The sequence below is a fragment of the Methylobacterium sp. P5_C11 genome (assembly GCF_054049775.1).
Window position 1 is genome coordinate 1 of sequence record NZ_JBFULS010000067.1, and the last position, 20,377, is coordinate 20,377.

Genomic DNA, 20,377 nt, shown 5'->3' on the forward strand with positions numbered 1-20,377 from the left:
GACCGCCTTCTTGGGGTCGATGACGACCGGGGAGAGCAGGTGCGGGATGCCGTCGTAGACCGACAGCTCCAGCATCTTCGGATCGACCATGATCAGGCGGCACTCCTCGGGCTTCAGCCGGTAGAGCAGCGACAGGATCATGGTGTTGATCGCCACCGACTTGCCCGAGCCGGTGGTGCCGGCGACCAGCAGGTGCGGCATGCGCGCGAGGTCGGCGATGATCGGCTCGCCGCCGATGTTCTTGCCCAGACACAAAGCCAGCTTGTGCTTGCTCTCGGCGAAGTCGGCCGACGAGAGCAACTCCCGCAGGTAGACGGTCTCGCGGGTGTCGTTGGGCAGCTCGATGCCGATGACGTTGCGGCCGGGCACCACCGCGACGCGGGCCGAGACCGCCGACATCGACCGGGCGATGTCGTCCGACAGGCCGATGACGCGGCTGGACTTGGTGCCGGGTGCCGGCTCCAGCTCGTAGAGGGTCACGACCGGACCGGGCCGCACCGCCAGGATGTCGCCGCGCACGCCGAAATCCTGGACCGTCTGCTGCAGGTTGAGGGCGTTCTGCTCCAGCACGTCGGCATCGACCTCCTCGCTGCCGCCGGGGGCCGGCAGGGCGAGCAGTTCGAGGGAAGGCAGCTCGTAATCGGCGTTCTCGATCGACGCGATCTCGAGATGGCGGCCGGCCGGGATCAGGTGGGCGCGGGGCGCGACCATGGGGAGCGCGACCGGCGCAGGGGCCGGCGGGGCGGCAGCCGGCTCGGCCGCGGCCGCGACGGGCTCGGCCTCGACCGGAACCGGCTCCGGCTGGGGCGCGAGCTTGCCCCGGAGCAGGACCGGGCGCGGGGTCATTGGGATCACCACCCGCTCGGCCTCGGCCCGTTCCGCAGTCGGCGCGGCGACGGGAAGGGACGCGGGCGGAACGGRGCTCGGCTGGCCTCCGGCACGGATCGCCGCCCGCGCCGCCATGGCGCTGAGGACCGGCGCGCGACGCGGCGCCTCGGCGGCCGGAGGCGCGGCCGCGGGGCTGCCGGGGCCGAAGACCAGTGGCAGGGCGGGCACGGTCGGCGTCGCGACGGGCGGCAGGAAGGCGCTCCGGATCGCGGCCGCTTCGTCGGACCGCTGGACGGTTGCGGCCACGGTGCCGTTGTCCTGCCCGTCGGCCGGGCGCGGCGGCTGGTCGAACCGCACCAGCCGGTCGAGGACATAGACCGGCCGCGGTGGCAGCGAGCGCACATGCGAGACGTCGAGGGGCATCGAAACGAAGCGCTCGTCGGAGGCGGCCTGTGCCGCGACGCCTTCGGTCGCCGGCACGGCCGCGGCGGGCTGGGGCTCGAGCGCGGCCCAGGCCTCAACCGACGACCAGTCGCCACCGTCGAACCAGGGCTGCACCTCGGACCAGTCCGGCAGCTCGGACCAGTCGCGGGCCGGGGCCGCGACGGGGGCGGCGGTCATCTCGGACTCCGCCGCCGCGACCAGGACCGGGGCGATCACCGCCGTGGACGCGGCCAGCTCGACGGCGGGCCGGACGGGGCGGCGGTCCGGCGTCCGGAAGAAGCGCACGCCCGGCGGGGCGACGAAGGGCTGACGCCACAGCGGCACGGGCTCGGCGTCCGGCCCGGCATCGGGCAGAACGGCCGCGGTGGCTGGCTCGGCCTCCCCCTCGGCGTCCCTCTCGGCGTGCCGCGCGCGGTCCGCATGCACGCGCTCCATCTGCTCGCGTGCGGCCCGCTCGGTCTCCAGGGCCAGAGCCGCAGCCTGCGCCTCGGAGCGGGCGCGCTCCAGGGCGACGCGCTCCGCCTCCAGGGCGCGCTGGCGGCGCTCCTGCAGCACCGAATCGGGGGTCCGGGTCCAGCGCACCGCCGACGGCGCGGCGGACACGACTGGGGCGGCGACCGGCCCATCGGCCGGGACGCCCTCCGGCGCGATGGCGGCGGGTCGGCGCGGCTGGCGTACTAAGACCCCCGGTGAGGAGGCGCTGCGGTCGATCCGGCTCTCGAAGGCCGGCGAATCGAGCGCCTCGAGGCTCGCCCGGTCGTCGAAGACCTGGGCCGGCCAGTGATTCTCGGGGGCTGCGGCGCGCGGGGCGCGCTCGGACGCCTCGCGGCCGACCATCGCGGCGGGCGCGGTGAGCCAGCTCGGTTCCGCCCGGCGTCCCGGGACGCCGTAGGACGGACGTGCGGGTAGCCCGGCCGGGGAGCCGGACAGGCGGCGGGTGAGGCTCGCACGGAGCGCCATCAGCCGGTGCGCCAGGGCTCCCAGGGAGAGACCCGAGCGGTCGCCGCCGCGGACCGGGCGGGCGGGATCACGGTGGGAGTACGGAGGCCGTCCCGATGCGCGCATGGGTTCTCGAACGATACTCGAAACAGGGATCCGCCGACGCGCGGCGGCTGTCCCTGAGTTAGCCATTCGTCGTTAACGGAGGCTTGTCGCGGGCTCATCGGCCGGAAACCATGGGCCGCATCGCTGGAGCATCGGAGCGGCCCATATTAGGCTGAGAGCCTCCGCCGCCGGACAGGTGCCCGTGACCCAGCCACCTTCCCTATCCGTTGCCCTCTCCCTTGCCGATTCTCGCGCGGCCGGACCGGCGCGCTTCCGCTCCCTCTATCGCCATGGCTTCGCCCGGGTGGCGGCCTGCACCGGCCGCAGCCATCCGGGCGAACCCGCGCGAAACGCCGACGCGATCCTCGACCTCGCCCGGACCTGCCACGATTCGGGGGCGGCGCTCGCGGTCTTCACCGAACTCGGGCTCTCGGCCTACGCGATCGAGGACCTGCTGCTCCAGCAGACCCTGCTGGACGCGGTCGAGGCGGCGGCGGCCCGGGTGATCGCCGAATCGGCCGATCTTCGGCCGCTGCTGCTTGTCGGCGCACCGCTGCGCTGGCGCCACCGCGTCTACAATGGCGCCCTCGCCATCCAGGGCGGACGCCTGCTCGGCGTCGTGCCGAAGACCTTCCTGCCGAATTACCGGGAGTTCTACGAGAAGCGGCACTTCGCCTCCGGAGCCGGCATCGTGGGTGAGACGATCCGGGTCGCCGATCACGAGGCGCCCTTCGGCACCGACCTGCTGTTCCCGGCGGAGGATCTGCCGGGCCTCGTGGTCGGCGTCGAGATCTGCGAGGACCTGTGGGTGCCGGAGCCGCCCGGCATGCGCGCCGCCCTGGCGGGCGCCACCGTTCTGGCGAACCTCTCGGGCAGCCCGATCACCGTCGGCCGGGCCGAATCGCGGGCGCTCCTCTCGCGGGCCGCCGCGATGCGCGGCGCCTGCGCGTATGTCTACGCCGCCGCGGGCCTTGGCGAATCGACCACCGACCTGTCCTGGGACGGCCAGACTAGCATCGACGAGCTGGGCGTGCGCCTCGCCGAAGGCCAGCGCTTCCCGGACGGGCCGGTGGCAACGCTGGCCGACATCGACCTCGACCTGATCGCCCAGGAGCGTCTCCAGGCTGGGAGCTTCGACGACGATGCGCGGCGCCACGCCCTCGCCTATCGCCGCATCCCGTTCCGGCTCGACCCGCCGGAGGCCGATCTCGGGCTGGTCCGGCGGATCGAGCGCTTCCCGTTCGTGCCGGCCGACCCGACGCGCCTCGCGCATGATTGCTACGAGGCCTACAACATCCAGGTGGCGGGCCTCGCGCAGCGCCTGGAAGCCACCGGCACCCGCAAGGCGGTGATCGGCGTCTCGGGGGGCCTGGATTCGACGCACGCGCTGATCGTCATCGCCAAAGCCTTCGACCGCCTGGGCTATCCGCGGTCGGACATCCTGGCCTACACGCTGCCGGGCTTCGCCACCTCGAATGCCACCAAGGCCAACGCCCACGCCCTCATGAAGGCGCTGGGCTGCACGGCCGCCGAGATCGACATCCGCCCGGCCGCCCGGCAGATGCTCGCCGACATGCACCACCCCTTCGCCAGGGGCGAGGCGGTCTACGACGTGACCTTCGAGAACGTGCAGGCGGGCCTGCGCACCGATTACCTGTTCCGCCTGGCCAACCACGCGGGCGGCCTCGTGATCGGCACCGGCGATCTCTCCGAGCTGGCGCTGGGCTGGTGCACCTACGGCGTCGGCGACCAGATGAGCCACTATGCGGTCAATGCCGGCGTACCCAAGACCCTGATCCAGCACCTGATCCGCTGGGTGATCGGCACCGGCGAGGTCGGCCCCGAGGAGAGCCGGACCCTCCAGGCGGTGCTCGACACCGAGATCTCCCCCGAGCTGGTGCCGGTGGACCAGGACGACAGCCCCCAGAGCACGGAAGCCACGATCGGCCCCTATGCCCTGCAGGACTTCAACCTGTTCTACACGCTGCGCTACGGGTTCCGGCCCTCGAAGATCGCCTTCCTGGCGCTCCACGCCTGGGGCGACACGGAGCGCGGCTCCTGGCCGCCGGATTTCCCCGCAGCCAAGCGGGTCGCCTACGGTCTGCCGGAGATCCGGCACTGGCTCGGCGTGTTCCTGACCCGCTACTTCGGCTTCAGCCAGTTCAAGCGTTCGGCGCTGCCGAACGGGCCGAAGGTCTCGGCCGGCGGCTCCCTCTCGCCCAGGGGCGACTGGCGGGCGCCCTCGGACGGCTCGGCGCGCATCTGGATCGAGGAGCTGAACCGAAACGTCCCTGAAACTTGACCGACACAAACTCGACCGATTGTGCCATTATGGGCACGATCAAGCCGATTCATCGCAGTACAGGATCTCGTACTGGGAATATTGGCTTCGAGGGCGGCCAGGCGGAGGACTTCGGATGCGAAGCTACAACCTGTTCCAGCTCAAGGGCGAGGAAGGCCTCTGCTGTGCTGTGCCGGAGGCCAGCACCGTCCCGCCCTTCATCGGTGCCGGCCGGTGGACGTTTGGCGGCAAGCTCTGCGACGGCAGCCAGCAGCCCCTGGACTTCGACGGCCGCGCCGCCGACACGGCCGTGCGCTTCAACGGCTTCTACCTGTTCCAGACCGTAGACCGGCGGTTCATCGCATAGGCGGAATACCCGGGTGCGTGACACGGCCGGGCCGGGATCACCGCGCGGCGGCGCCATCCGGGCGTTCGGCGACACGGATGGGCGTCCCGTGCGGAGGCGAATCCGTCGGTAAACAGACCTCTCGATATCCGGCCGCGCAATAGACCTCGATTCCGCTATTGCGACGAAGATTCCTTAAGGGCTGCCGTGCAGGATTGGTGGCATCGTCGGCGTTTCGGAACCGCGCGCATGTCGGAGCATCGCAGAGAGACGCGCCAGAGGGTCTTCCTCAAGGGGCGCATCGTCTTCAACAACGGGTCGTCGAGCTTCGACTGCCTGGTGCGCGACATGTCCTCCTCCGGGGCGCGTCTCGTCATGAGCGACGCCACGACGCTGCCGGACGCCTTCGACCTGTACATCCCGCAGAAGGACCGGACCTACCGGGCGACCCTGCGCTGGCGCCGGGAGGACGGAATCGGCGTCACCTTCGAGAAGCAGTCCCGTGCCGCCGCTCCGGCGGCGACCGCGCCCGATCCGGCCGCGACCGAGGCGTCCCTGGCCATGCTGCTGCGACGGGTCAGCGAATTGGAAGGCGAGAACGCCGCCCTGCGCCGGCTGCTCGCCAGCATGGCACAGCCGGGCGACTCGGCGAGTGCGGCCTGAGCGGCCGACTCTGCTTTAGCTCTGGCCTTCGAGCGACGCGCGGATGCGCGCGGCATGCGCGGCCAGCACCGCGTTGTCGGCCATCCCGCCTTCATGGCGCTTGAGCGGCACGCCCTCGCGCCGCGGGACCACGTGCACGTGCAGGTGGAAGACCGTCTGGCCGCCGGCCGGTTCGTTGAACTGGAACACCGTCAGGCCGTCGGCGTGAAACGCCGCCTTCACGGCCCGGGCGACCTTCTGAACGCTCGCCGTCAGGGCCGCGAGCGAGGCCAGATCGGCATCGAGCAGGCCCCGCGCCGGCGCCTTCGGGATCACCAGGGTGTGGCCCTCCCCCTGGGGCATCACGTCCATGAAGGCCAGCGTCTGGTCGTCCTCGTAGACACGGTGGCAGGGGATCTCGCCGCGCAGGATCTTGGCGAAGATGTTGTCGGGGTCGTAGGGGGCGTCGGCCATGCTGCCTCCGGCAAGACGTGAGGGGCGGCAGGTTGCACGGGGCGCCGGCCCACGTCCACACGGGAACCTGGGGCGTGCCGCGACGCTTGCACCGCGGTGGCCGTCGAGCCGAGCCGGGTCGGGGCATCCCGGCGAGTCACAGGGTGCGCCCGTCCGGGGGCGGCGCGCGTGGAGGACCGGATGGCGCACGAGAGTACGGGGGCGATCTACGCGGCGGCCGGGGCGAACCTCGCCATCGCGGTGGCGAAATTCGTGGGCGGCGCGCTGACCGGCTCGACCGCGATGATCGCCGAAGGCGTGCACTCGGTGGTGGACACGGCCAACCAAGTGCTGCTGCTCGTCGGCATGAAGCGGGCCGAGCGGCCGGCCGATGCCCGTCACCCGTTCGGCTACGGTCGCGAGATCTATTTCTACGCCTTCGTCGTCGCCCTGATGATCTTCCTCGGCGGCGGTCTCTTCGCGATCTACGAGGGTGTCGAGCGTATCCGCCATCCCGAGCCGGACGTAGATGCCGAACTGTTCGGCTACCGGCTGCCGGGCATCTGGGTGAACGTGGCGATCCTCGGCTTCGCCATTGTCGCGGAGGGCACGTCCTTCTTCGTGGCGATGCGCCAGTTCTGGGCCGAGAAGGGCAAGCACTCGGCCGTGCGGGCGATCCGGCGCAGCAAGGATCCGACCCTGTTCACGGTGCTCGCCGAGGACGCCGCCGCCCTGATCGGCCTGGTGATCGCGCTGGCGGGCGTCGCCCTGTCCCACATCCTTGAGATGCCGAGCCTCGACGGCTGGGCCTCCGTGGGGATCGGCCTCGTGCTGGTCGGCATGGCGGCCTTCCTGATGGTCGAGACCCACGGCCTGCTGATCGGCGAGGCGGCCGATCCCGAGGTCGTCGCGGCGATCACGGAACTCGCCCGCGGGGAGCCGGGCGTGCTCCACATCAACGAGGTGCTGACCCAGCACCTCGGCCCGTCCGACGTGCTGGTCAATCTCAGCATCGACATGGCCGACGACCTCAGCGCCGGGGATGTCGAAAACTTGGTCACCCGCCTCGACCGGGCGCTGAAGGAGCGCAGCCCCGACGTGACCCGGGTGTTCATCGAGATCCAGCAGCACGGCGACCACAGGGTACGGGCGGCGGCCTGACGGGGACGATCCCGCACCTGCGCTCGTCCGCAGGGCTCGCGGGTGCGGTTTGGAGAAGAAAGATCGCGCCGGAGGCCGTTATCGTGCGTGCGGACCCGCAGATTATTTCGTCGCAGCGCCGTTCTGGACTTTCAACCGGTTTTGGGTCGAGTTGCCGCCCTGCCCACGAATTCACGCACGCCGAACGCGGTATCCCAGGCTCGCCCGTCTGGGCGTAGGCCAGCCCTGCTCCGATCCCGGTACGCGGGTGCGACGGGTCCAGGATGGCCCGCACGTCGACCCTCACCCGAGGCGTGGGAGCCGTTCAGCCGCGCCGCCCCACCTGCGCGAGGCTCAGCGCCCAGAGCCGCTCTTGGATCGCCTCGTCGCGGCTCTCGGCCGAGGACGCCTTCGGCTTCGAATGCGAGAAGTAGAGGCCGGTGACGCCGTCGAGGTCCCGGGCGCTGGCCACGTGGAGGGAGGTCCGAGCCCCCTTCTCGGGCGTGATCAGGAAGGGCCGCATCAGCGACCAGACGCCCCCGAGCAGGCCGCCGGTATTCTTGGCGAAGCCGGTGTTGACGACCCCCGGATGCACGGCGTTCACCGTGATGCCGCTGTCGCGCAGGCCCCGGGCCAGGGCGTAGGTGAACAGGACGTTGCCGAGCTTGGCCTGCGCGTAGGCCGCCATGGCCCGGTAGCGCCGGGCGCCCTCGATGTCGTCGAAGTCGATATGGCCCCGGTAATGGGCCGCGGAGGCGACGTTGATGATCCGCGGTCTGCCCCCGGCCGCCGCGGTCGCCTTTAGGGTGTCGAGGAGTTCCAGGGTCAGCAGCACGTAGCCCAGGTGGTCGAGCGCCCAGGTGCGCTCGATGCCGTCGACGGTGAGCGTACGGCGGTCGAAGATCGCACCGGCATTGTTCACCAGCACGTCGAGGCGCGGATAGGTCTCGCGCAGCGTCGCGGCGAGTCGGCGGATCTCGGCCTGCGCAGAGAGATCCGCTTGATGCACATCGACGACCGCGCCGGGGACTCCGGCGCGGATCCTCCCGGCGCAGGCCCGCAGCTTTCCGGCGTCGCGCCCGATGACGGCGACCCGCGCACCCAGGCGCGCGAGGCCGAGCGCCGTCTCGTAGCCGATGCCGCCGGTCCCCCCGGTAACGAGGCAGACCGTGCCCTGCACCGGGTCGGCCTCAGAACACCGCCTGTCCGACCGCGAAGGCGATCACCACGATCACGATGGCGATCACGAGGAACAGGCCGAACAGGATGCGCGCCAGCGAGCCGGCGCCCGAGGCGATTCCGGTGAAGCCGAGACCGCCGGCGATCAGCGAGATCACGAAGCAGATGAGAGCCCATTTCAGGAGGGTCATGGCGTCGAACTCCGGCTGTGCCCCGCCGCGGGGCCTGTCGCTGCTGGCTCAACCGGCGCCAAGCGAGACCGTTCCGCAGAGTCCCGCCCGGGCCGCTTATATTCTTACGTGCGGTCAGGCGGTCTTCGTGACCGGCTGCGCCGGCGCGTCGGCGCGTTCCAGCATGATCTCCGCCAGGGTATGGTAGAGGCCGCCCCGGCAGACGGCCTTCGAGGCGGCGTCGGCCAGGAGGGCGGCCACCATCAGGGGAATCACCATCGCGTGGTTCTGGGTCATCTCGGTGACGATGACGAAGCTGGTGATCGGCGCCTGCAGAACGCCCGTGAGATAGGCCACCATCCCGATCAGCACGAGGGCGCCCACCGGCATGCCCGGCAAAAGGCCGTGGACCGTGCCGCCGAGGCCGGCTCCCACCGCCAGGGACGGCGCGAACAGGCCGCCCGGGATGCCGCTGATCGAACTCAGGACGGTCGCGGCGAATTTCAGCGGCGCGTAGCTCCAGCCGGCCGCCGCATCGCCGTGGAGGATCGCCCGGGCTTCCTCGTAGCCGGTCCCGTAGGCGGTTCCCCCGGAGGCGAGGCCGCACAGGGCGACGCACAGGCCGCAGGCCGCCGCGAAGATCACCGGCCGCCCCCGGATCAGCCGCCCGACGCCTCCGGGCAGGCCGCGGGCGAACAGGATCACGAGGCGGCTGAACAGGCCCCCCGCGAGACCGCCGACCAGGGCGACCAGCGGCACGATCCAGCCCGACGCCAAGGGCAGGCCGGCATCGGTCGTGCCGAAATAGGTGTAGTTGCCCAGAAGCCCGAGGGACGTGAGGCCCGCGGCCACGATCCCGGCCACGATCAGGCCGGAGGAGCGCGCCTCGTAGGCGCGGCCCAGTTCCTCGATGCCGAACACGATTCCGGCGAGCGGCGTGTTGAAGGCCGCCGCGACCCCCGCGGCACCGCCCGCGAGCAGCAGCCCGGGCAGGCGCTCGGGGGTCAGACGCCCGAAGGCCGCCATGATCGCCGCGCCGACCTGCACGGTCGGCCCCTCGCGGCCCGCCGAGGCACCGCACAGCAGCCCCAGGAACAGCACCATCACCTTGCCGAATGCTACCCGCGGCGAGATCAGGGAGTAGCGGAACCGGGCGTCCCGGGCGTGCCGGGCGGCGATCACCTGCGGGATGCCAGACCCTTGCGAATTCGGGAAGACCGTGCGGGCGAGCAGCGCCGCGAGGGCGAACCCCGCCGGGGTGAGCAGCAGGGCGATCAGCGGCGAGGGGGCGATGAGGCGCCGGAAGCCGTCTTGCGCGAGGTCGGCTCCCTTCGCCATCAGCACCGCGGCGAGGCCGACGCCGATGCCGCCCGCCAGGAACAGCAGCCGGCCCCGCCAGAGCGGGTAGGCCTCCATCRAGGCCGAGCGCAGGCGCATGATCGAGCGGTGATAGCGCGAGCGCTGCGGGGGCGGGGCATCCCTCGTTTCCCGCACGTCGTCCCGCATCTCGGCCATGAAAGAGCAACTCGTCCGCGCCGTCACTGCGGACGCTATAGCGCAACCGTCCGGGAAAGGCCCAGGTCACGGCCCGTCCTGCGCGCGGCCGGATCCGGCTGCCGGGTGCGCCGCTTCGCGTCGAACGGGGCCGGCACGCGCGGGCCGGCCCCGTCGCTCAGTCAATCACCAGCCGTAGTGCCAAGCGGCCCGGCGCCAACCGCCATGATGGTGCCAGCCCCAGGGGCGGTGCCAACCGACGTGGCGCCAGGCCCAAGGACGATGCCATCCGTAGACCACCGGCCGCGCATAGTAGACCGGGCGGTAAGCATAGGGGCGCCAGTTCGGCTTGCACCAACCGGACCAGCCCCGGTGGAAACCGGGACCGCAGCCCTGTGCGGCCTCCGCCGTGCCGACCGTGGCCGTCAGGGTGCCGAGCGCGAGGAGTGCTGCGCCTGCAAGCTTCATTCGCATCGTCGTCCTCCTTTCGGTCGCAAGCAAATCCACAATCCGGCCTCTCGGCGAGCGAGATGTCACCGGATGATGTCCGGCCGTTTGCGAAGAGCCGGAAGTAAGCTCGAAACAGCGCGGGCGGAAAAGCGTTTCTTCACAAAACTGTGCGTCGGAATGTCTGTCGACCGGGGAAGAATGCCGCGGCGGAGTCGGACAAATGGCCACGGCCAGCGTGAGACCAGCGCGTCGCCCCTGCGACCGCGTGCGGAGAAGCGAGCCCCCGATGGCGGCGACCGGCCCTCATCCCTCCGCCGCGCAGAGATCCTCCACCGCGCGCACATAGGATTTGGCGTCGAACTTCTTGAGCGAGTTCTCGCTCTGGTAGCGAACGGTGCCGAAGATCTTGCGCTTCTGCCAGGGACGGTCGTGGAGGCCGTACACCCAGGCGACGTTGGTGAAGGAGTTCGGATCGCGCCCGTCCAGGAAGTAGCGGTTGTTCAGCCGGAGCGTCCGGGCGAAGCCCTCCTCGGGCGAGGGCGACCATTCGAGGATCTTCTTGCCCCAATACATCCGCAGTTGATTGTGCATGTAGCCGGTCTCGCGCATCTCGCGCATCGCGGCGTTCCAGTAGCGGTCGTGGGTCTCGCCGGCCGCGAGCTGGTCTTCCGAGTAGGCGTACGGACGCTTGTCCTGCGCGTGCTCGGCCAGGGTCTTGCGCGCCCAGTCGGGGATGGCCTTGTCGTAGGCGTCATAGCCCGCCGTGTAGAACACATGGTTCATGGCGAGTTCGCGCCGGACGATCAGTTCCTCCAGGTAGGCGCCGCGGTCGTCGTCGTCGCCGGCCTTGGCCTCCCGCACCGCCAGGGCGATCTCCACCGGCGAGATCTGGCCGAAGTGCAGGTAGGGGCTCATGTGCGAGGCGGCGGCGGCCTCCGGCTTGTTGCGCCCGGCGCCGTAGCCCGAGAGCCCGTCCTTCAGGAACGCCTTGAGGCGCCTGCGCGCCTGCGTCTCGCCGCCGACGAACCGCTTCACCGGCCCGACCGTCCGGTCCAGCGTTATCCCGACGAGCACCGCCTCCGGATCGGAGACGTCGATCGCACTCTTGAGCCGGAGGGCATCGGCCGTGCGCTTGACCTTGCGCGGCGTCAACGCGGCGATGAACGGATCCCACAGTCGGTTCAGCTTCGGGCGCAGGGTCCGGGCCGCGTATTCGTGCTTTGGCGATGCGGTCTCCACCGGCACGACGACGTCGCCCTCGACCTGGACGATCCGCGCCGTCACCGCCTCGGTGATCTCCCGGTACCAGCCCTGCTGGATGGCGAGGTAGCCGCGGTCGAGCACGAGGAGCGCGGCGTCCTCGGCAAGGTCGATGGCGATCCGCGCCGGGGAACACTTGCGCATCACGAACGCGATCCCGCGCTTCTCCAGGCCCACTTTCGCGTCCGCGAGCCCCTGGAGCAGGAAGGCGTAGTGCCGCGCATTGGCCTCGGGAAAGCCGCTGGCGCCGTCGAGCAGGCCGAAGCAGGCGACGACCGGCAGATCGAGGCGGTTCGCTTCCTCGATGGCGAATTCAAGGGCCGGGTTGAATGTGGCCCGGTTGGCCTGCTGCAGGAGGTACAGGACGTAGTCGCCGTCTCCGCACGCTTCCACATCGTTGAGGACCCGGATCCGCTCGCCCTGGATCGCCATGCTCACTGACCCTTGCTTCACGCGTCGCGCCAAAACCTTGGCCGGAGAGTTAGCGCGGGCGGGAAATTCGTCCCGTCGGCCGATGCAGATGAGAAGCCGCAGTCGAATCCCACGATCGGATCACGGTTCCATCCGGCAAAATCGCGATACATCAGGGACTTGCCCGACGAACGACGGCTCTGCGCCGGAGAAATGCAGGTTTCGCCCGCGTCCATGGATCTGCGACATTTTCAACACAACCGCCGGGCGATCCGTGCGCGGGCGCACAAAAGGACAGCCCTGCTGTCCTGATACCCTTGAATTTTCCAGCCAAGGGCGCAGATTGTGCAACGCGGGATGGCGATGGCGTCGTCCTCCCGCAGCCCTTCTTGGGCGTTTCCTCCCTAGACTTCGGGCCGCTCCTTCGGGAGTGGCCTTTTTTCTGTCCGGAGGGGCGCTGGGCGAACTCTGTCACCGGAGCGCATATCCGCGGCTAGACAGAGCTTCACGAGGCAGTCGGGACTGTTGGGAGGCCCGGCTCGGTCTCGGAGCCGATTTTCTGGCCTCACGCCGACGGTGCCGCCGACGGCGTTCGCACCCGATCGCCCGGGCCGCCAGCGAGGGGGCGGCCGCTGGGCGGCCCGGTTCCGACGAATTCATAGCGTTGCCGTTATTTCGAGGCGCACCACCGCGGTCGAAACCGGCAAGCCAGCACGGACGGTGCTGGCCCTCGAGAATGTCGCCCGGCGCACACGCACCCTGCGGGCGTACGGCGCCGCTGCCGCGACGTGTCACGCCGCCAGCCGGGTCCGGTTGCCGGCGGCAGTCCCCGGCGGCAAGCTCCCACCCGGCGAGGGACGAGGCGAACCGGGTCGGATCATGGGTCTCTTGGACGGATTGCTCGGCCACGGCACTGCGGTCGATGTTGCATCCCTGGAGCGCAGGCTCGAGGGGATTCTGATCGCGGGTGAAACGGCCCGCCTCGCATTCAAGATCATCCGGGACGTCTTCGTCTTCACCGAACACCGCGTCATCCTGATCAACGTTCAGGGTGTCACAGGTAGCAAGGTCGAATTCTTGTCGGTCCCCTATCGGTCGATCGTGCGCTTCTCGGTCGAGACCGCCGGGACGTTCGATCTCGACGCCGAGCTCAAGATCTGGGTGTCGGGTACACCGCAGCCGATCGAGCGCACCCTCAAGAAGGGCAGCGACGTGCGCGGCATCCAGCGCGCCCTGGCCGAGGGGGTGTTGCGCTGAAGGGCCGTCCCAAGTCGATCCCGCGCGGCGGCAGACCCGGGGAACCTGGCCGGATCCACGTAGGGTCGATCCCGTCTCAGCGCGTCGCGCTGGCCCCGGCCCGGCTCGCCGCCAGCGCCGCGGCCTTGCCGGCCGCGGTGTAGAGGTCGAGGCGGGAATAGACGCCGAATTCCGAGCCGTCGTCGAGGAAGCCGCCGCCCGGTCCCTGCGTCTCAGTGAGGATGGCGTTGGCCTCGTCCAGCGACACCGTCGGGAAGGCCGCGGTGAGAAGGTGGCCGGCCTCCGGGGCGACCTTGGCAACATCCTCCAGCCGGCCGGCCGCCTCCGGATGCACCACGGGCAGGTCGTAGGTCTGGGTCGCCGCGTAGAAGGCCGCATTGGCGGCCGGATCCTTGAACCGGCCCGTATCCCGGGCGGCGCAGGCCGCGACCGCGTCGCCGCAGCCGGCCTTGAGCGCCTCGGTCATCGCCGCGCGGGCGTCCGTCAGGAGCGCCCGATAGTCCGTCACGCCCACCGCCCTGTCGGCCTCGGCGCTGGCCTTATCGAGCACGGCCGGGTTCTTCCGGATCTGGCCGACATAGGCCGGATCGTTGGCGAGCAGGTGGGCCAGGGCGTGCAGCGAGGTCGCGCGGCCGCCGAGCACATCCATGGCGTAATGCGCCCCGACGATGATCCGGTCGTTCCCGTACTCGGCCGCACGGGCGACCATCTGCTGGTAGCGCTCGGGGACCAGGAGCGCGAGCACCATCGACTCGGTGTAACCGTAGGTGGTGTGGCCACTCGGATAGGACGGGCTGTCGACGAGATCCTGCGACGGGCCGCGCAGCCAGTCGAGGCTGTGGGACGGATCGCCGAAATAGTCCGTGCCGCGATAGGCCCGGAGGCGCGGCAGGGTCTGGAACGGGCGCGAATTGCCATAACGGTCGGCCCCGGGGCTGCCGGCCGGCCGGTCGTAGGCCTTGCCGAACACGTCGGTCACGGCGCCGTCGCCCAGGATCGCGTCGGCCTCGGTCGAGACCGGATGCTTGCCGTTCGTGGTGGCGTTGGCGAAGAAGTACTTGCCGGAATTCGAATCCGACTTGGTCACGTTGTTGGTGTAGCCGATCAGGTTGGCCACGGCCGGGGCGATGCTCGTGAAGGTCTTGTAGTCTTTATAGACTGCCTTGGCGTGAAAGGCCTGGGCGAGCGTCGTGCCGAGCCCGTCGGCGAGGCCGGCCGCGTTTCCGTCGGTGATGAAGCAATCCCGCAGGGCGAGCTGCTGCTGCTCGGGGAACGGCAGGAGCGTCGGCTGCTTGAGGTCGCCGGTCTGGATGTTGCCGGTGACCCGCAGGTTCGCGTCGAGCGCCGCCCGCCCCTCCGGCGAGGTCTGCAGCCGTGCAACCGGCATCAGACCGCGCAGGGCCGTCAGGTTGGCGGCCGACTGTGCCCGGGCCTGGAGGGGGAGCGCCGCCCCGAGCAGAGCCAACCCGATCCGCAACGTGCCGAACATGCAGGCTTCCCCTTACCGCTGCCGCGCCGGACGCCAGGGCATCGATCCCAACGAACGCGTCAGCGAAGTCTGGAAAAATCAATGCGCCAACAAAGATCTAGGGCTCTTGCGCGTGGACGCAGTGACGGCGTCTGAGCACTAGCCCCGAGCCCGCGCCCGGATCATGAAGTTGTCGTAGGTGTATTCCGCCACCTGGAACCAGAGGTATTCCTCGTTGCGGAAGCTGCGCATCGCCTCGTAGATGCGGCGGAAATCGGCGTTCTTGGCGGCGATCTCGGCGTAGACGTCATTGGCGTTCTTGAGGGCGGCCTCCATGACGTCCTGTGGGAACGGCCGCAACTGGGCGCCGCCGGCCACCAGCCGGCGCAGGGCCTGCGGGTTGCGTGCGTCGTACTTGGCCTGGACCTCGGTGCCGACCTCGGCGGCAGCGGCCCGCAGGATCGCCTGGTAGGATTTCGGCAGCGCCTTCCACTTCTCGGCGTTGAACCAGAAGTGCAGCATGGCGCCGCCCTCCCAGAAGCCGGGATAATGGTAGACGGGCGCGACCTTCTGCAGGCCGAGCCGCTCGTCGTCGTAGGGACCGATCCACTCGGCGGCGTCGAGCTTCTTGCTCTCCAGGGCCGCGTAGATCTCGGGTCCGGCCACCGCCTGCGGCTGGACGCCAAACTTGGCGAGCACCTGGCCGCCCATGCCGCCGATCCGGAACTTGAGACCCTGGAGATCGGCGAGGCTCTTGATCTCGCGCCGGAACCAGCCGCCCATCTGGGCGCCGGTATTCCCACCGGGGAGGCAGACCAAGCCAGCCTTGACGAAGACCTCGGCGAACAGCTCCGCCGCGCCCCCGGCCTGCCACCACGCGGACGCACCCCGGGCGTTGAGGCCGAACGGCACCGCGGTCGCCAGCGCGAAGGTCGGATCCTTGGCCATGCCCAGGGTCGCAGGCCCGTGGCCCATCTCGACGGTGCCTGCGGCCACCGCGTCGAGGAGCCCCTCCGCCGGCACCGGCTCGCCGGGACCCTGGACCTGGATCTGGAAGCGCCCGTCGGTGGCCTCGGCGACGATCCGGCTGAGCGCCTCGGGGGCGCCGTACAGGATGTCGAGGGTCTTGGGGTAGGCGGAGGACAGGCGCCAGCGCAGCTCCGGGGTGCCCTCGGCCCGGGCCGGGGCGGCGAGCGGCCCGGCGAGCGCCGCGGCCGCGCCGAGCCCCGCGGTCAGCAGGTTCCGGCGCCGCGTTCCGACCGAGGGGGATCGCGCGAGGTGAGGTTCGTCCAACGGCATCTCGTCCGAGCAGGTCCGATCCGGCCGGCGCGGGATCGGGGGTCGCAGGTAGCACGTCCGTGCCGCTTCTCGAAAGCCGCGGGCGCCGGCGCAGTTCCGTCGCGCCTCGAAACGGGCGCACGCCCGTGCTAGGCGCCGCGGATGCGAACCGAGCCCGCCGTCACCCTGCACACCGTCTGCGGCCTGGAGGAGCTTGCCGGCCACGGGGACCGCGGGATCAGCCATGTCCTGTCGCTGCTCGATCCCGGGACGCCGGAGCCGGAGGCGTTCTCGGCCTACGGCGCCCACGCCCGCACGACCCTCCACTTCCACGATTGCCTGGCACCCGGAGAGGGCCTCGTCCCGCCCGAGCCCGAACACGTGGCGGCGATCCTCGACTTCGGGCGTGGGCTCGACGGCGCCGGCCATCTTCTGGTCCATTGCCATTACGGGCTGTCGCGCTCCACCGCGGCGCTCCTGATCCTGCTCGCGCGGGCCGAGCCGGACACGTCCGCCACCGCGCTGGTCGAGCGCCTCCACGCCCTGCGCGAGCCGGCTTGGCCGAATGCCCGGATGATCGGCTTCGCCGATACGATGCTCGACCGGGAGGGGCAGCTCGGCGCCGCGGTCCGGCGGCTGCATGCCCTCCAGTTGCGGGTCCGCCCCCATCTCGCCGAGCTGCTGCGCGGGCTGGGCCGCGGCGCCGAGGTCGAGGCCGCGCAGGCGCTGTGAGCGCCGTCGCCCTCACTTCCCGGCCGGCGTGAAGCTCCCATCCTTCCACACGTAGAGCACGTAGCCCTGGGCCGTGACGTCGCCCTTGGCGTCGAATCCGACCGTCCCGAGCACGAGGTCGAACCGCTCCGTGTGCAGTGCCTGGGCGATGGGTCTCGGCTCGATGGAATGGGCGAAGTTTCCGGCCGCGACCAGGGCCTGCATGGCCGCGTACCCGTAGATCGTCGAACCGGTGGGATCGACGCCCTCGGCCTTGAACGCCTTCACCACGGCCGCGGCGGCGGGCTGCCGGCTCGGGTCGAGGTAGAAGGTCATCAGCACGCCGTTGCTCGCTGCCCCGGCGATCTTGGCGAAGTCCGCCGTGGCGATGGCCGACGTGCCGAACCATTGCGGGCGGTAGCCGCGTTCGGCCGCGATCTTCACCAGGCGGCCCATCTCGGTGGCATCCCCGCCGTAATAGGCGACCTCGATCCCCGCGCCCTTCAGGCGGTCGGCGAGGGCGGCGTCGTCGGCATCGCTCGGCGAGAACGACAGCGACAGCGCCTCGTTGACGCCGATGCGGTTGAGGTTGTCCTTGGTGGCGGCGGCGAGGCTGCGGGCGGCCGGGGTTTGATCCTGGATCAGCGCGATCTTCCGGTCCCGGAACCGCTCGGCCAGCACGGCGGCGGACAGGCGCGCCTGATCGTCGTCGCGCCCGCAGACGCGGAAGATGGTCGGCAGTCCCCGGTCTGTCAGCCGCGCCGCCACCGAGGCCGCAGTGATCATCACGACGCCGTTCTGGGCGTAGATGTCGGAGGCGGTGATCGAGGCGTTCGAACAGACATGGCCGACGACGAGCCGGACATTGGCGCGCACGAAGTGGTTGGCCACCGCCACCGCGGTGTTCGAGTCGCAGGCATCGTCCTGAACGTCGAGGGTGACGGGCTGGCCATCGAGGCCGCCCATGGCGTTGGCATCCCGGGCCGCGGCCTCGACCCCGCGCAGCACCTGCTCGCCGACCGCCACATAGGGACCCGACCGCGGGACCGCCACGCCGATCACCACGTCGGCCGCCGCCGGGGCGGCTGAGACGAGGGCGAGACACAGGCTCAGGGAGATCAGCGCGGGCCGAAGCGGCCCGCGGGCGGGGACGACAGGTCCGATCTTCATCGGGCTTTTCTGGGCATCCTTGCGCGGCAGTCAGAAGGAAGGGCGGGATGCGGCTCTGTAGCCCCGATCCCGTCCAGCACCCAGTGCCCATACGCGAGGACGCGGAGAAACGCGATTTTTTTCCGTCGCCGCCCGAGTCCGACCCGGGGCTACTTGGCGTAGGCGTAGGCGGTCGCCGCGGAGGCGAGCGGCCCGGTGACGCCGTTGAACGCGGTGAGCACCTTCTGGACCTCGGTGAACGGCGCGTTCGACACGTAGATCAGGTCGCGGTTGCGCATGCGGAACGCCTGGGACACGAACAGGCTGTTGGGGTCGCGCATGTCGATCCGGTAGACCACCGGCACCAGCGGCGTGCCGAGCAGCCGCGAGCCTGGGCTGAGGCGGCGGACCACGCTGGCCGGCTCGAACCGGAAGATGAACGTGCCCGCCGGATCGGCGGCGAAGTCCGACAGGCCGCGCGCCTTGGCCAGCGCCTGCGCCAGGGTGATGCCGTCGGCCTGGAACGGCAACTCGGTGCTGTTGCCCAGCGCGCCCACCGCGATGAAGGTCTGCGGATCGCGCACCAGGGTGAGCACGTCGTTGGGCCGCAGGTAGATGTTCTCCTTGGGGTTGGACACCACCGTGGTCAGCGGCACYGTGGCGGTGAGCGGCCCGCGCGAGAGCCGCACGAAGGTCTCGTTGACCGGGGCGCGGTTGCCGCCGGCGGCGGCGATGACGTCGAGGATGCGGTCGCCGTGGCCCGAGAGCGGCAGGCGGGCGCCGGCGGCGCCCTCGCCGGTGACGGTCACCGCCTGGCTGATCGGCCGGGTGACCGAGACCAGCACCTGCGGCTGGATGGCCTTGCCGGCGAGTTCGTTCTCGATGAGCGTCTGGACGTCCTGGGTGCGGCGGCCGGCGACCTTGATGCGGCCGGCATAGGGTACCGAGATGGCGCCGTCGCGCCCGACGGGCTGCTCGGGGATGAGGGCGGATTTGGAGCCGGCGGAGAAGCGGTCGGCCACCAGCGGYCCGGAGAACAGGCCGCCGGAGCCGGCTTCCCAGACGGAGACCGAGACCATGTCGCCGATGCCGATGACCGGCTCGGAGGAGGGGCGGTGGTCGCCGAAGGAGGCGAGCAGGCTGTCCAGGGGCCGGCCGCGCAGGGCCTCGACCACCGAGGGGGTGACGTCGATGATCTCGTAGCGGGCGAGCATGCCGCCATCGGCGGTGGCCACCTCCGCACCGGCCTGGATCGCGCTCGCCGTCGGACCCGCCGCGGGCAGGTACGTGCAGCCCGACATCGCCGTGACGGCGAGCAGGACGTAGGGAAGTTTGCGCATCCAGATGTTGCCCATCGGTATTGCCGAGCCTGTGCCTAGCCCATAGCCGCCCGGGTGTCCGTAGCGGGTGAGCCACACCTCGCCCGCCACGGCCGAGAGCGCCGAGTCATCCTCGTTAAGCACAGCTTTTTCGGGGCGCTCGGGGAAAAAAGGCCGGGCACACGCCAGACGTCGGCAATATCGGGATACAAAAGCGAACTGGAGCGGGGTGTTCTCGCGCGCCACGATCCGGGTGGGGACGGGCGTTCAGTTCGACTGGGTCACGGCGGCGCTGATCGTATCGTAAACGACACTGACCCGCGACGTGTAGAACCGAAGGCTTCCGACGACGGCCAGGAAGATCAGGCCGGCGATCAGGGCATATTCAATGGCCGTGGTTCCGCGCCCGTCCCGGGAAAAGCGCACCGCCGCGGCCCCCAGTCGATCCATCGGACCGGACATCGACCGCGTTCGGACCGCGCGCCTTCCGATACTGCCGCGCCCCGGCTCGTGCATGGTCGAACGCGCCTTCACTTCCAGTCGCCTGCGTGGCCTCACGCACCGCCAGTCACGGTAGCCCCCCGGCGATTGCCGCCGGCTTAATGAAGTGCTCGAAACAGGGCGGTTGCGGCGGTTCCAGCTGGGATATGCACCGGGAAGGTCGCGGCCCGTGGGCACGCGACCGGGCGCGGCTCACGCGTGGCCGGCCTTGTGGCGGAGATCGTCGATTCGCTTCGAGGCCTCGGCCTTGTCGAGATCCGGATCGAACGCCGCCGGCTCCTTGGCTTCCTCGGACAGAGTCTTGAGATAGGACGCCTGCGCCCCGGTCATCGGCTCTCCGCCGGTGGTCCACTGGTCCGGATCCTTGATCTGATTCGACACGTCCTTCGGATCGGTCTTGGGATTGTCCCGAGAGGCCGCGGCCTTCGGGTCGGACTTCGAGGGCGCCTTCGCGGTCGTCTGTGCCATGGCCATTCTGTTCCTGAAATGTTCCAATTCGCTTCGGGGAACGCGCGGTCGACGGTGCGGTTCCTCCGCGGCTGGAGGCCGTCC

19 protein-coding genes are annotated in these 20,377 nt (G+C 70.4%); 6 read left to right on the forward strand and 13 right to left on the reverse strand.

The features are described 5' to 3' along the window. Positions 1 to 2,337: DNA translocase FtsK (locus tag ACXJKQ_RS24420; RefSeq protein ID WP_457108284.1), on the reverse strand; the 2,337-nt coding region annotated here is incomplete at its 3' end. A gap of 181 nt (positions 2,338 to 2,518) precedes the next feature. Here ACXJKQ_RS24420 and ACXJKQ_RS24425 point away from each other — a divergent pair. The 3 genes from ACXJKQ_RS24425 to ACXJKQ_RS24435 all read left to right on the forward strand — a co-directional run bounded on the left by ACXJKQ_RS24425 (position 2,519) and on the right by ACXJKQ_RS24435 (position 5,606). Next, positions 2,519 to 4,618, forward strand: a complete 2,100-nt coding sequence (locus tag ACXJKQ_RS24425) for an NAD(+) synthase (RefSeq protein WP_457108285.1) — start codon at positions 2,519 to 2,521, stop codon at positions 4,616 to 4,618. A 115-nt stretch (positions 4,619 to 4,733) separates the two neighbouring features. Continuing rightward, positions 4,734 to 4,964 (forward strand): hypothetical protein, encoded by a 231-nt coding sequence (locus ACXJKQ_RS24430; protein ID WP_457108286.1) that lies wholly within the window; start codon positions 4,734 to 4,736, stop codon positions 4,962 to 4,964. A gap of 228 nt (positions 4,965 to 5,192) precedes the next feature. Continuing rightward, positions 5,193 to 5,606 (forward strand): PilZ domain-containing protein, encoded by a 414-nt coding sequence (locus tag ACXJKQ_RS24435; protein WP_457108287.1) that lies wholly within the window; start codon positions 5,193 to 5,195, stop codon positions 5,604 to 5,606. A gap of 15 nt (positions 5,607 to 5,621) precedes the next feature. Here the strand turns inward: ACXJKQ_RS24435 and ACXJKQ_RS24440 are convergent, their stop codons facing one another. Then, positions 5,622 to 6,059, reverse strand: coding sequence for an HIT family protein (locus ACXJKQ_RS24440; RefSeq protein ID WP_457108288.1), 438 nt, complete (start codon positions 6,057 to 6,059; stop codon positions 5,622 to 5,624). Positions 6,060 to 6,239: 180 nt separating this feature from the next. Between ACXJKQ_RS24440 and ACXJKQ_RS24445 the strand changes: the two genes are divergently transcribed. Next, positions 6,240 to 7,199, forward strand: a complete 960-nt coding sequence (locus ACXJKQ_RS24445) for a cation diffusion facilitator family transporter (RefSeq protein WP_457108289.1) — start codon at positions 6,240 to 6,242, stop codon at positions 7,197 to 7,199. Positions 7,200 to 7,503: 304 nt separating this feature from the next. Here ACXJKQ_RS24445 and ACXJKQ_RS24450 read toward each other — a convergent pair whose 3' ends face one another. From ACXJKQ_RS24450 to ACXJKQ_RS24470, 5 genes are all read right to left on the reverse strand, one after another. Beyond that, positions 7,504 to 8,358, reverse strand: coding sequence for an SDR family oxidoreductase (locus ACXJKQ_RS24450; RefSeq protein WP_457108290.1), 855 nt, complete (start codon positions 8,356 to 8,358; stop codon positions 7,504 to 7,506). A 10-nt stretch (positions 8,359 to 8,368) separates the two neighbouring features. Then, a complete protein-coding gene (locus tag ACXJKQ_RS24455) occupies positions 8,369 to 8,548 on the reverse strand; it encodes a DUF1328 domain-containing protein (RefSeq protein WP_043351142.1) in 180 nt (59 codons plus the stop codon). A gap of 114 nt (positions 8,549 to 8,662) precedes the next feature. Then, positions 8,663 to 10,042: a chloride channel protein gene (locus tag ACXJKQ_RS24460; RefSeq protein WP_457108291.1), complete on the reverse strand. Its 1,380-nt coding sequence runs from the start codon at positions 10,040 to 10,042 to the stop codon at positions 8,663 to 8,665. A 165-nt stretch (positions 10,043 to 10,207) separates the two neighbouring features. Then, positions 10,208 to 10,495, reverse strand: a complete 288-nt coding sequence (locus ACXJKQ_RS24465) for a GCG_CRPN prefix-to-repeats domain-containing protein (protein WP_457108292.1) — start codon at positions 10,493 to 10,495, stop codon at positions 10,208 to 10,210. A gap of 279 nt (positions 10,496 to 10,774) precedes the next feature. After that, positions 10,775 to 12,163 (reverse strand): deoxyribodipyrimidine photo-lyase, encoded by a 1,389-nt coding sequence (locus tag ACXJKQ_RS24470; RefSeq protein WP_457108306.1) that lies wholly within the window; start codon positions 12,161 to 12,163, stop codon positions 10,775 to 10,777. A gap of 858 nt (positions 12,164 to 13,021) precedes the next feature. Here ACXJKQ_RS24470 and ACXJKQ_RS24475 point away from each other — a divergent pair. Next, positions 13,022 to 13,399 carry a PH domain-containing protein gene (locus ACXJKQ_RS24475; RefSeq protein ID WP_457108307.1) on the forward strand — a complete coding sequence of 126 codons (378 nt, stop codon included), beginning with the start codon at positions 13,022 to 13,024 and terminating at the stop codon, positions 13,397 to 13,399. Positions 13,400 to 13,475: 76 nt separating this feature from the next. Here ACXJKQ_RS24475 and ACXJKQ_RS24480 read toward each other — a convergent pair whose 3' ends face one another. Continuing rightward, entirely contained in the window at positions 13,476 to 14,888 is a 1,413-nt protein-coding gene (locus tag ACXJKQ_RS24480) for a phosphatase PAP2 family protein (protein ID WP_457108293.1), read from the reverse strand. A gap of 138 nt (positions 14,889 to 15,026) precedes the next feature. Continuing rightward, positions 15,027 to 16,160 carry a TRAP transporter substrate-binding protein gene (locus ACXJKQ_RS24485; RefSeq protein ID WP_457108294.1) on the reverse strand — a complete coding sequence of 378 codons (1,134 nt, stop codon included), beginning with the start codon at positions 16,158 to 16,160 and terminating at the stop codon, positions 15,027 to 15,029. Positions 16,161 to 16,307: 147 nt separating this feature from the next. Between ACXJKQ_RS24485 and ACXJKQ_RS24490 the strand changes: the two genes are divergently transcribed. Next, the gene (locus ACXJKQ_RS24490; RefSeq protein WP_457108295.1) at positions 16,308 to 16,877 is read left to right on the forward strand and encodes a tyrosine phosphatase family protein; all 570 of its coding nucleotides are present in this window, start codon (positions 16,308 to 16,310) and stop codon (positions 16,875 to 16,877) included. A gap of 12 nt (positions 16,878 to 16,889) precedes the next feature. On the opposite strand, the gene ACXJKQ_RS24495 is transcribed toward ACXJKQ_RS24490, so the two are convergent. The 4 genes from ACXJKQ_RS24495 to ACXJKQ_RS24510 all read right to left on the reverse strand — a co-directional run bounded on the left by ACXJKQ_RS24495 (position 16,890) and on the right by ACXJKQ_RS24510 (position 20,293). Further along, positions 16,890 to 18,026 carry a branched-chain amino acid ABC transporter substrate-binding protein gene (locus ACXJKQ_RS24495; protein ID WP_457108296.1) on the reverse strand — a complete coding sequence of 379 codons (1,137 nt, stop codon included), beginning with the start codon at positions 18,024 to 18,026 and terminating at the stop codon, positions 16,890 to 16,892. A gap of 149 nt (positions 18,027 to 18,175) precedes the next feature. Beyond that, positions 18,176 to 19,345 carry a polysaccharide biosynthesis/export family protein gene (locus tag ACXJKQ_RS24500; RefSeq protein WP_457108308.1) on the reverse strand — a complete coding sequence of 390 codons (1,170 nt, stop codon included), beginning with the start codon at positions 19,343 to 19,345 and terminating at the stop codon, positions 18,176 to 18,178. 246 nt (positions 19,346 to 19,591) lie between these two features. Then, positions 19,592 to 19,774, reverse strand: coding sequence for a Flp family type IVb pilin (locus tag ACXJKQ_RS24505; protein ID WP_457108297.1), 183 nt, complete (start codon positions 19,772 to 19,774; stop codon positions 19,592 to 19,594). A 243-nt stretch (positions 19,775 to 20,017) separates the two neighbouring features. Then, positions 20,018 to 20,293: a DUF3072 domain-containing protein gene (locus ACXJKQ_RS24510; RefSeq protein ID WP_457108298.1), complete on the reverse strand. Its 276-nt coding sequence runs from the start codon at positions 20,291 to 20,293 to the stop codon at positions 20,018 to 20,020. Positions 20,294 to 20,377 lie beyond the last annotated feature (84 nt).

Excerpts from the sequence above, each read along its gene's own strand:
- ACXJKQ_RS24465 (WP_457108292.1), bottom strand. The coding sequence starts at position 10,495 with ATGCGAATGAAGCTTGCAGGCGCAGCACTCCTCGCGCTCGGCACCCTG.
- ACXJKQ_RS24490 (WP_457108295.1), top strand. The coding sequence starts at position 16,308 with ATGCGAACCGAGCCCGCCGTCACCCTGCACACCGTCTGCGGCCTGGAG.
- ACXJKQ_RS24510 (WP_457108298.1), bottom strand. The coding sequence starts at position 20,293 with ATGGCACAGACGACCGCGAAGGCGCCCTCGAAGTCCGACCCGAAGGCC.
- ACXJKQ_RS24475 (WP_457108307.1), top strand. The coding sequence starts at position 13,022 with ATGGGTCTCTTGGACGGATTGCTCGGCCACGGCACTGCGGTCGATGTT.
- ACXJKQ_RS24470 (WP_457108306.1), bottom strand. The coding sequence starts at position 12,163 with ATGGCGATCCAGGGCGAGCGGATCCGGGTCCTCAACGATGTGGAAGCG.
- ACXJKQ_RS24480 (WP_457108293.1), bottom strand. The coding sequence starts at position 14,888 with ATGTTCGGCACGTTGCGGATCGGGTTGGCTCTGCTCGGGGCGGCGCTC.
- ACXJKQ_RS24435 (WP_457108287.1), top strand. The coding sequence starts at position 5,193 with ATGTCGGAGCATCGCAGAGAGACGCGCCAGAGGGTCTTCCTCAAGGGG.
- ACXJKQ_RS24455 (WP_043351142.1), bottom strand. The coding sequence starts at position 8,548 with ATGACCCTCCTGAAATGGGCTCTCATCTGCTTCGTGATCTCGCTGATC.
- ACXJKQ_RS24505 (WP_457108297.1), bottom strand. The coding sequence starts at position 19,774 with ATGGATCGACTGGGGGCCGCGGCGGTGCGCTTTTCCCGGGACGGGCGC.
- ACXJKQ_RS24440 (WP_457108288.1), bottom strand. The coding sequence starts at position 6,059 with ATGGCCGACGCCCCCTACGACCCCGACAACATCTTCGCCAAGATCCTG.
- ACXJKQ_RS24430 (WP_457108286.1), top strand. The coding sequence starts at position 4,734 with ATGCGAAGCTACAACCTGTTCCAGCTCAAGGGCGAGGAAGGCCTCTGC.
- ACXJKQ_RS24445 (WP_457108289.1), top strand. The coding sequence starts at position 6,240 with ATGGCGCACGAGAGTACGGGGGCGATCTACGCGGCGGCCGGGGCGAAC.
- ACXJKQ_RS24495 (WP_457108296.1), bottom strand. The coding sequence starts at position 18,026 with ATGAAGATCGGACCTGTCGTCCCCGCCCGCGGGCCGCTTCGGCCCGCG.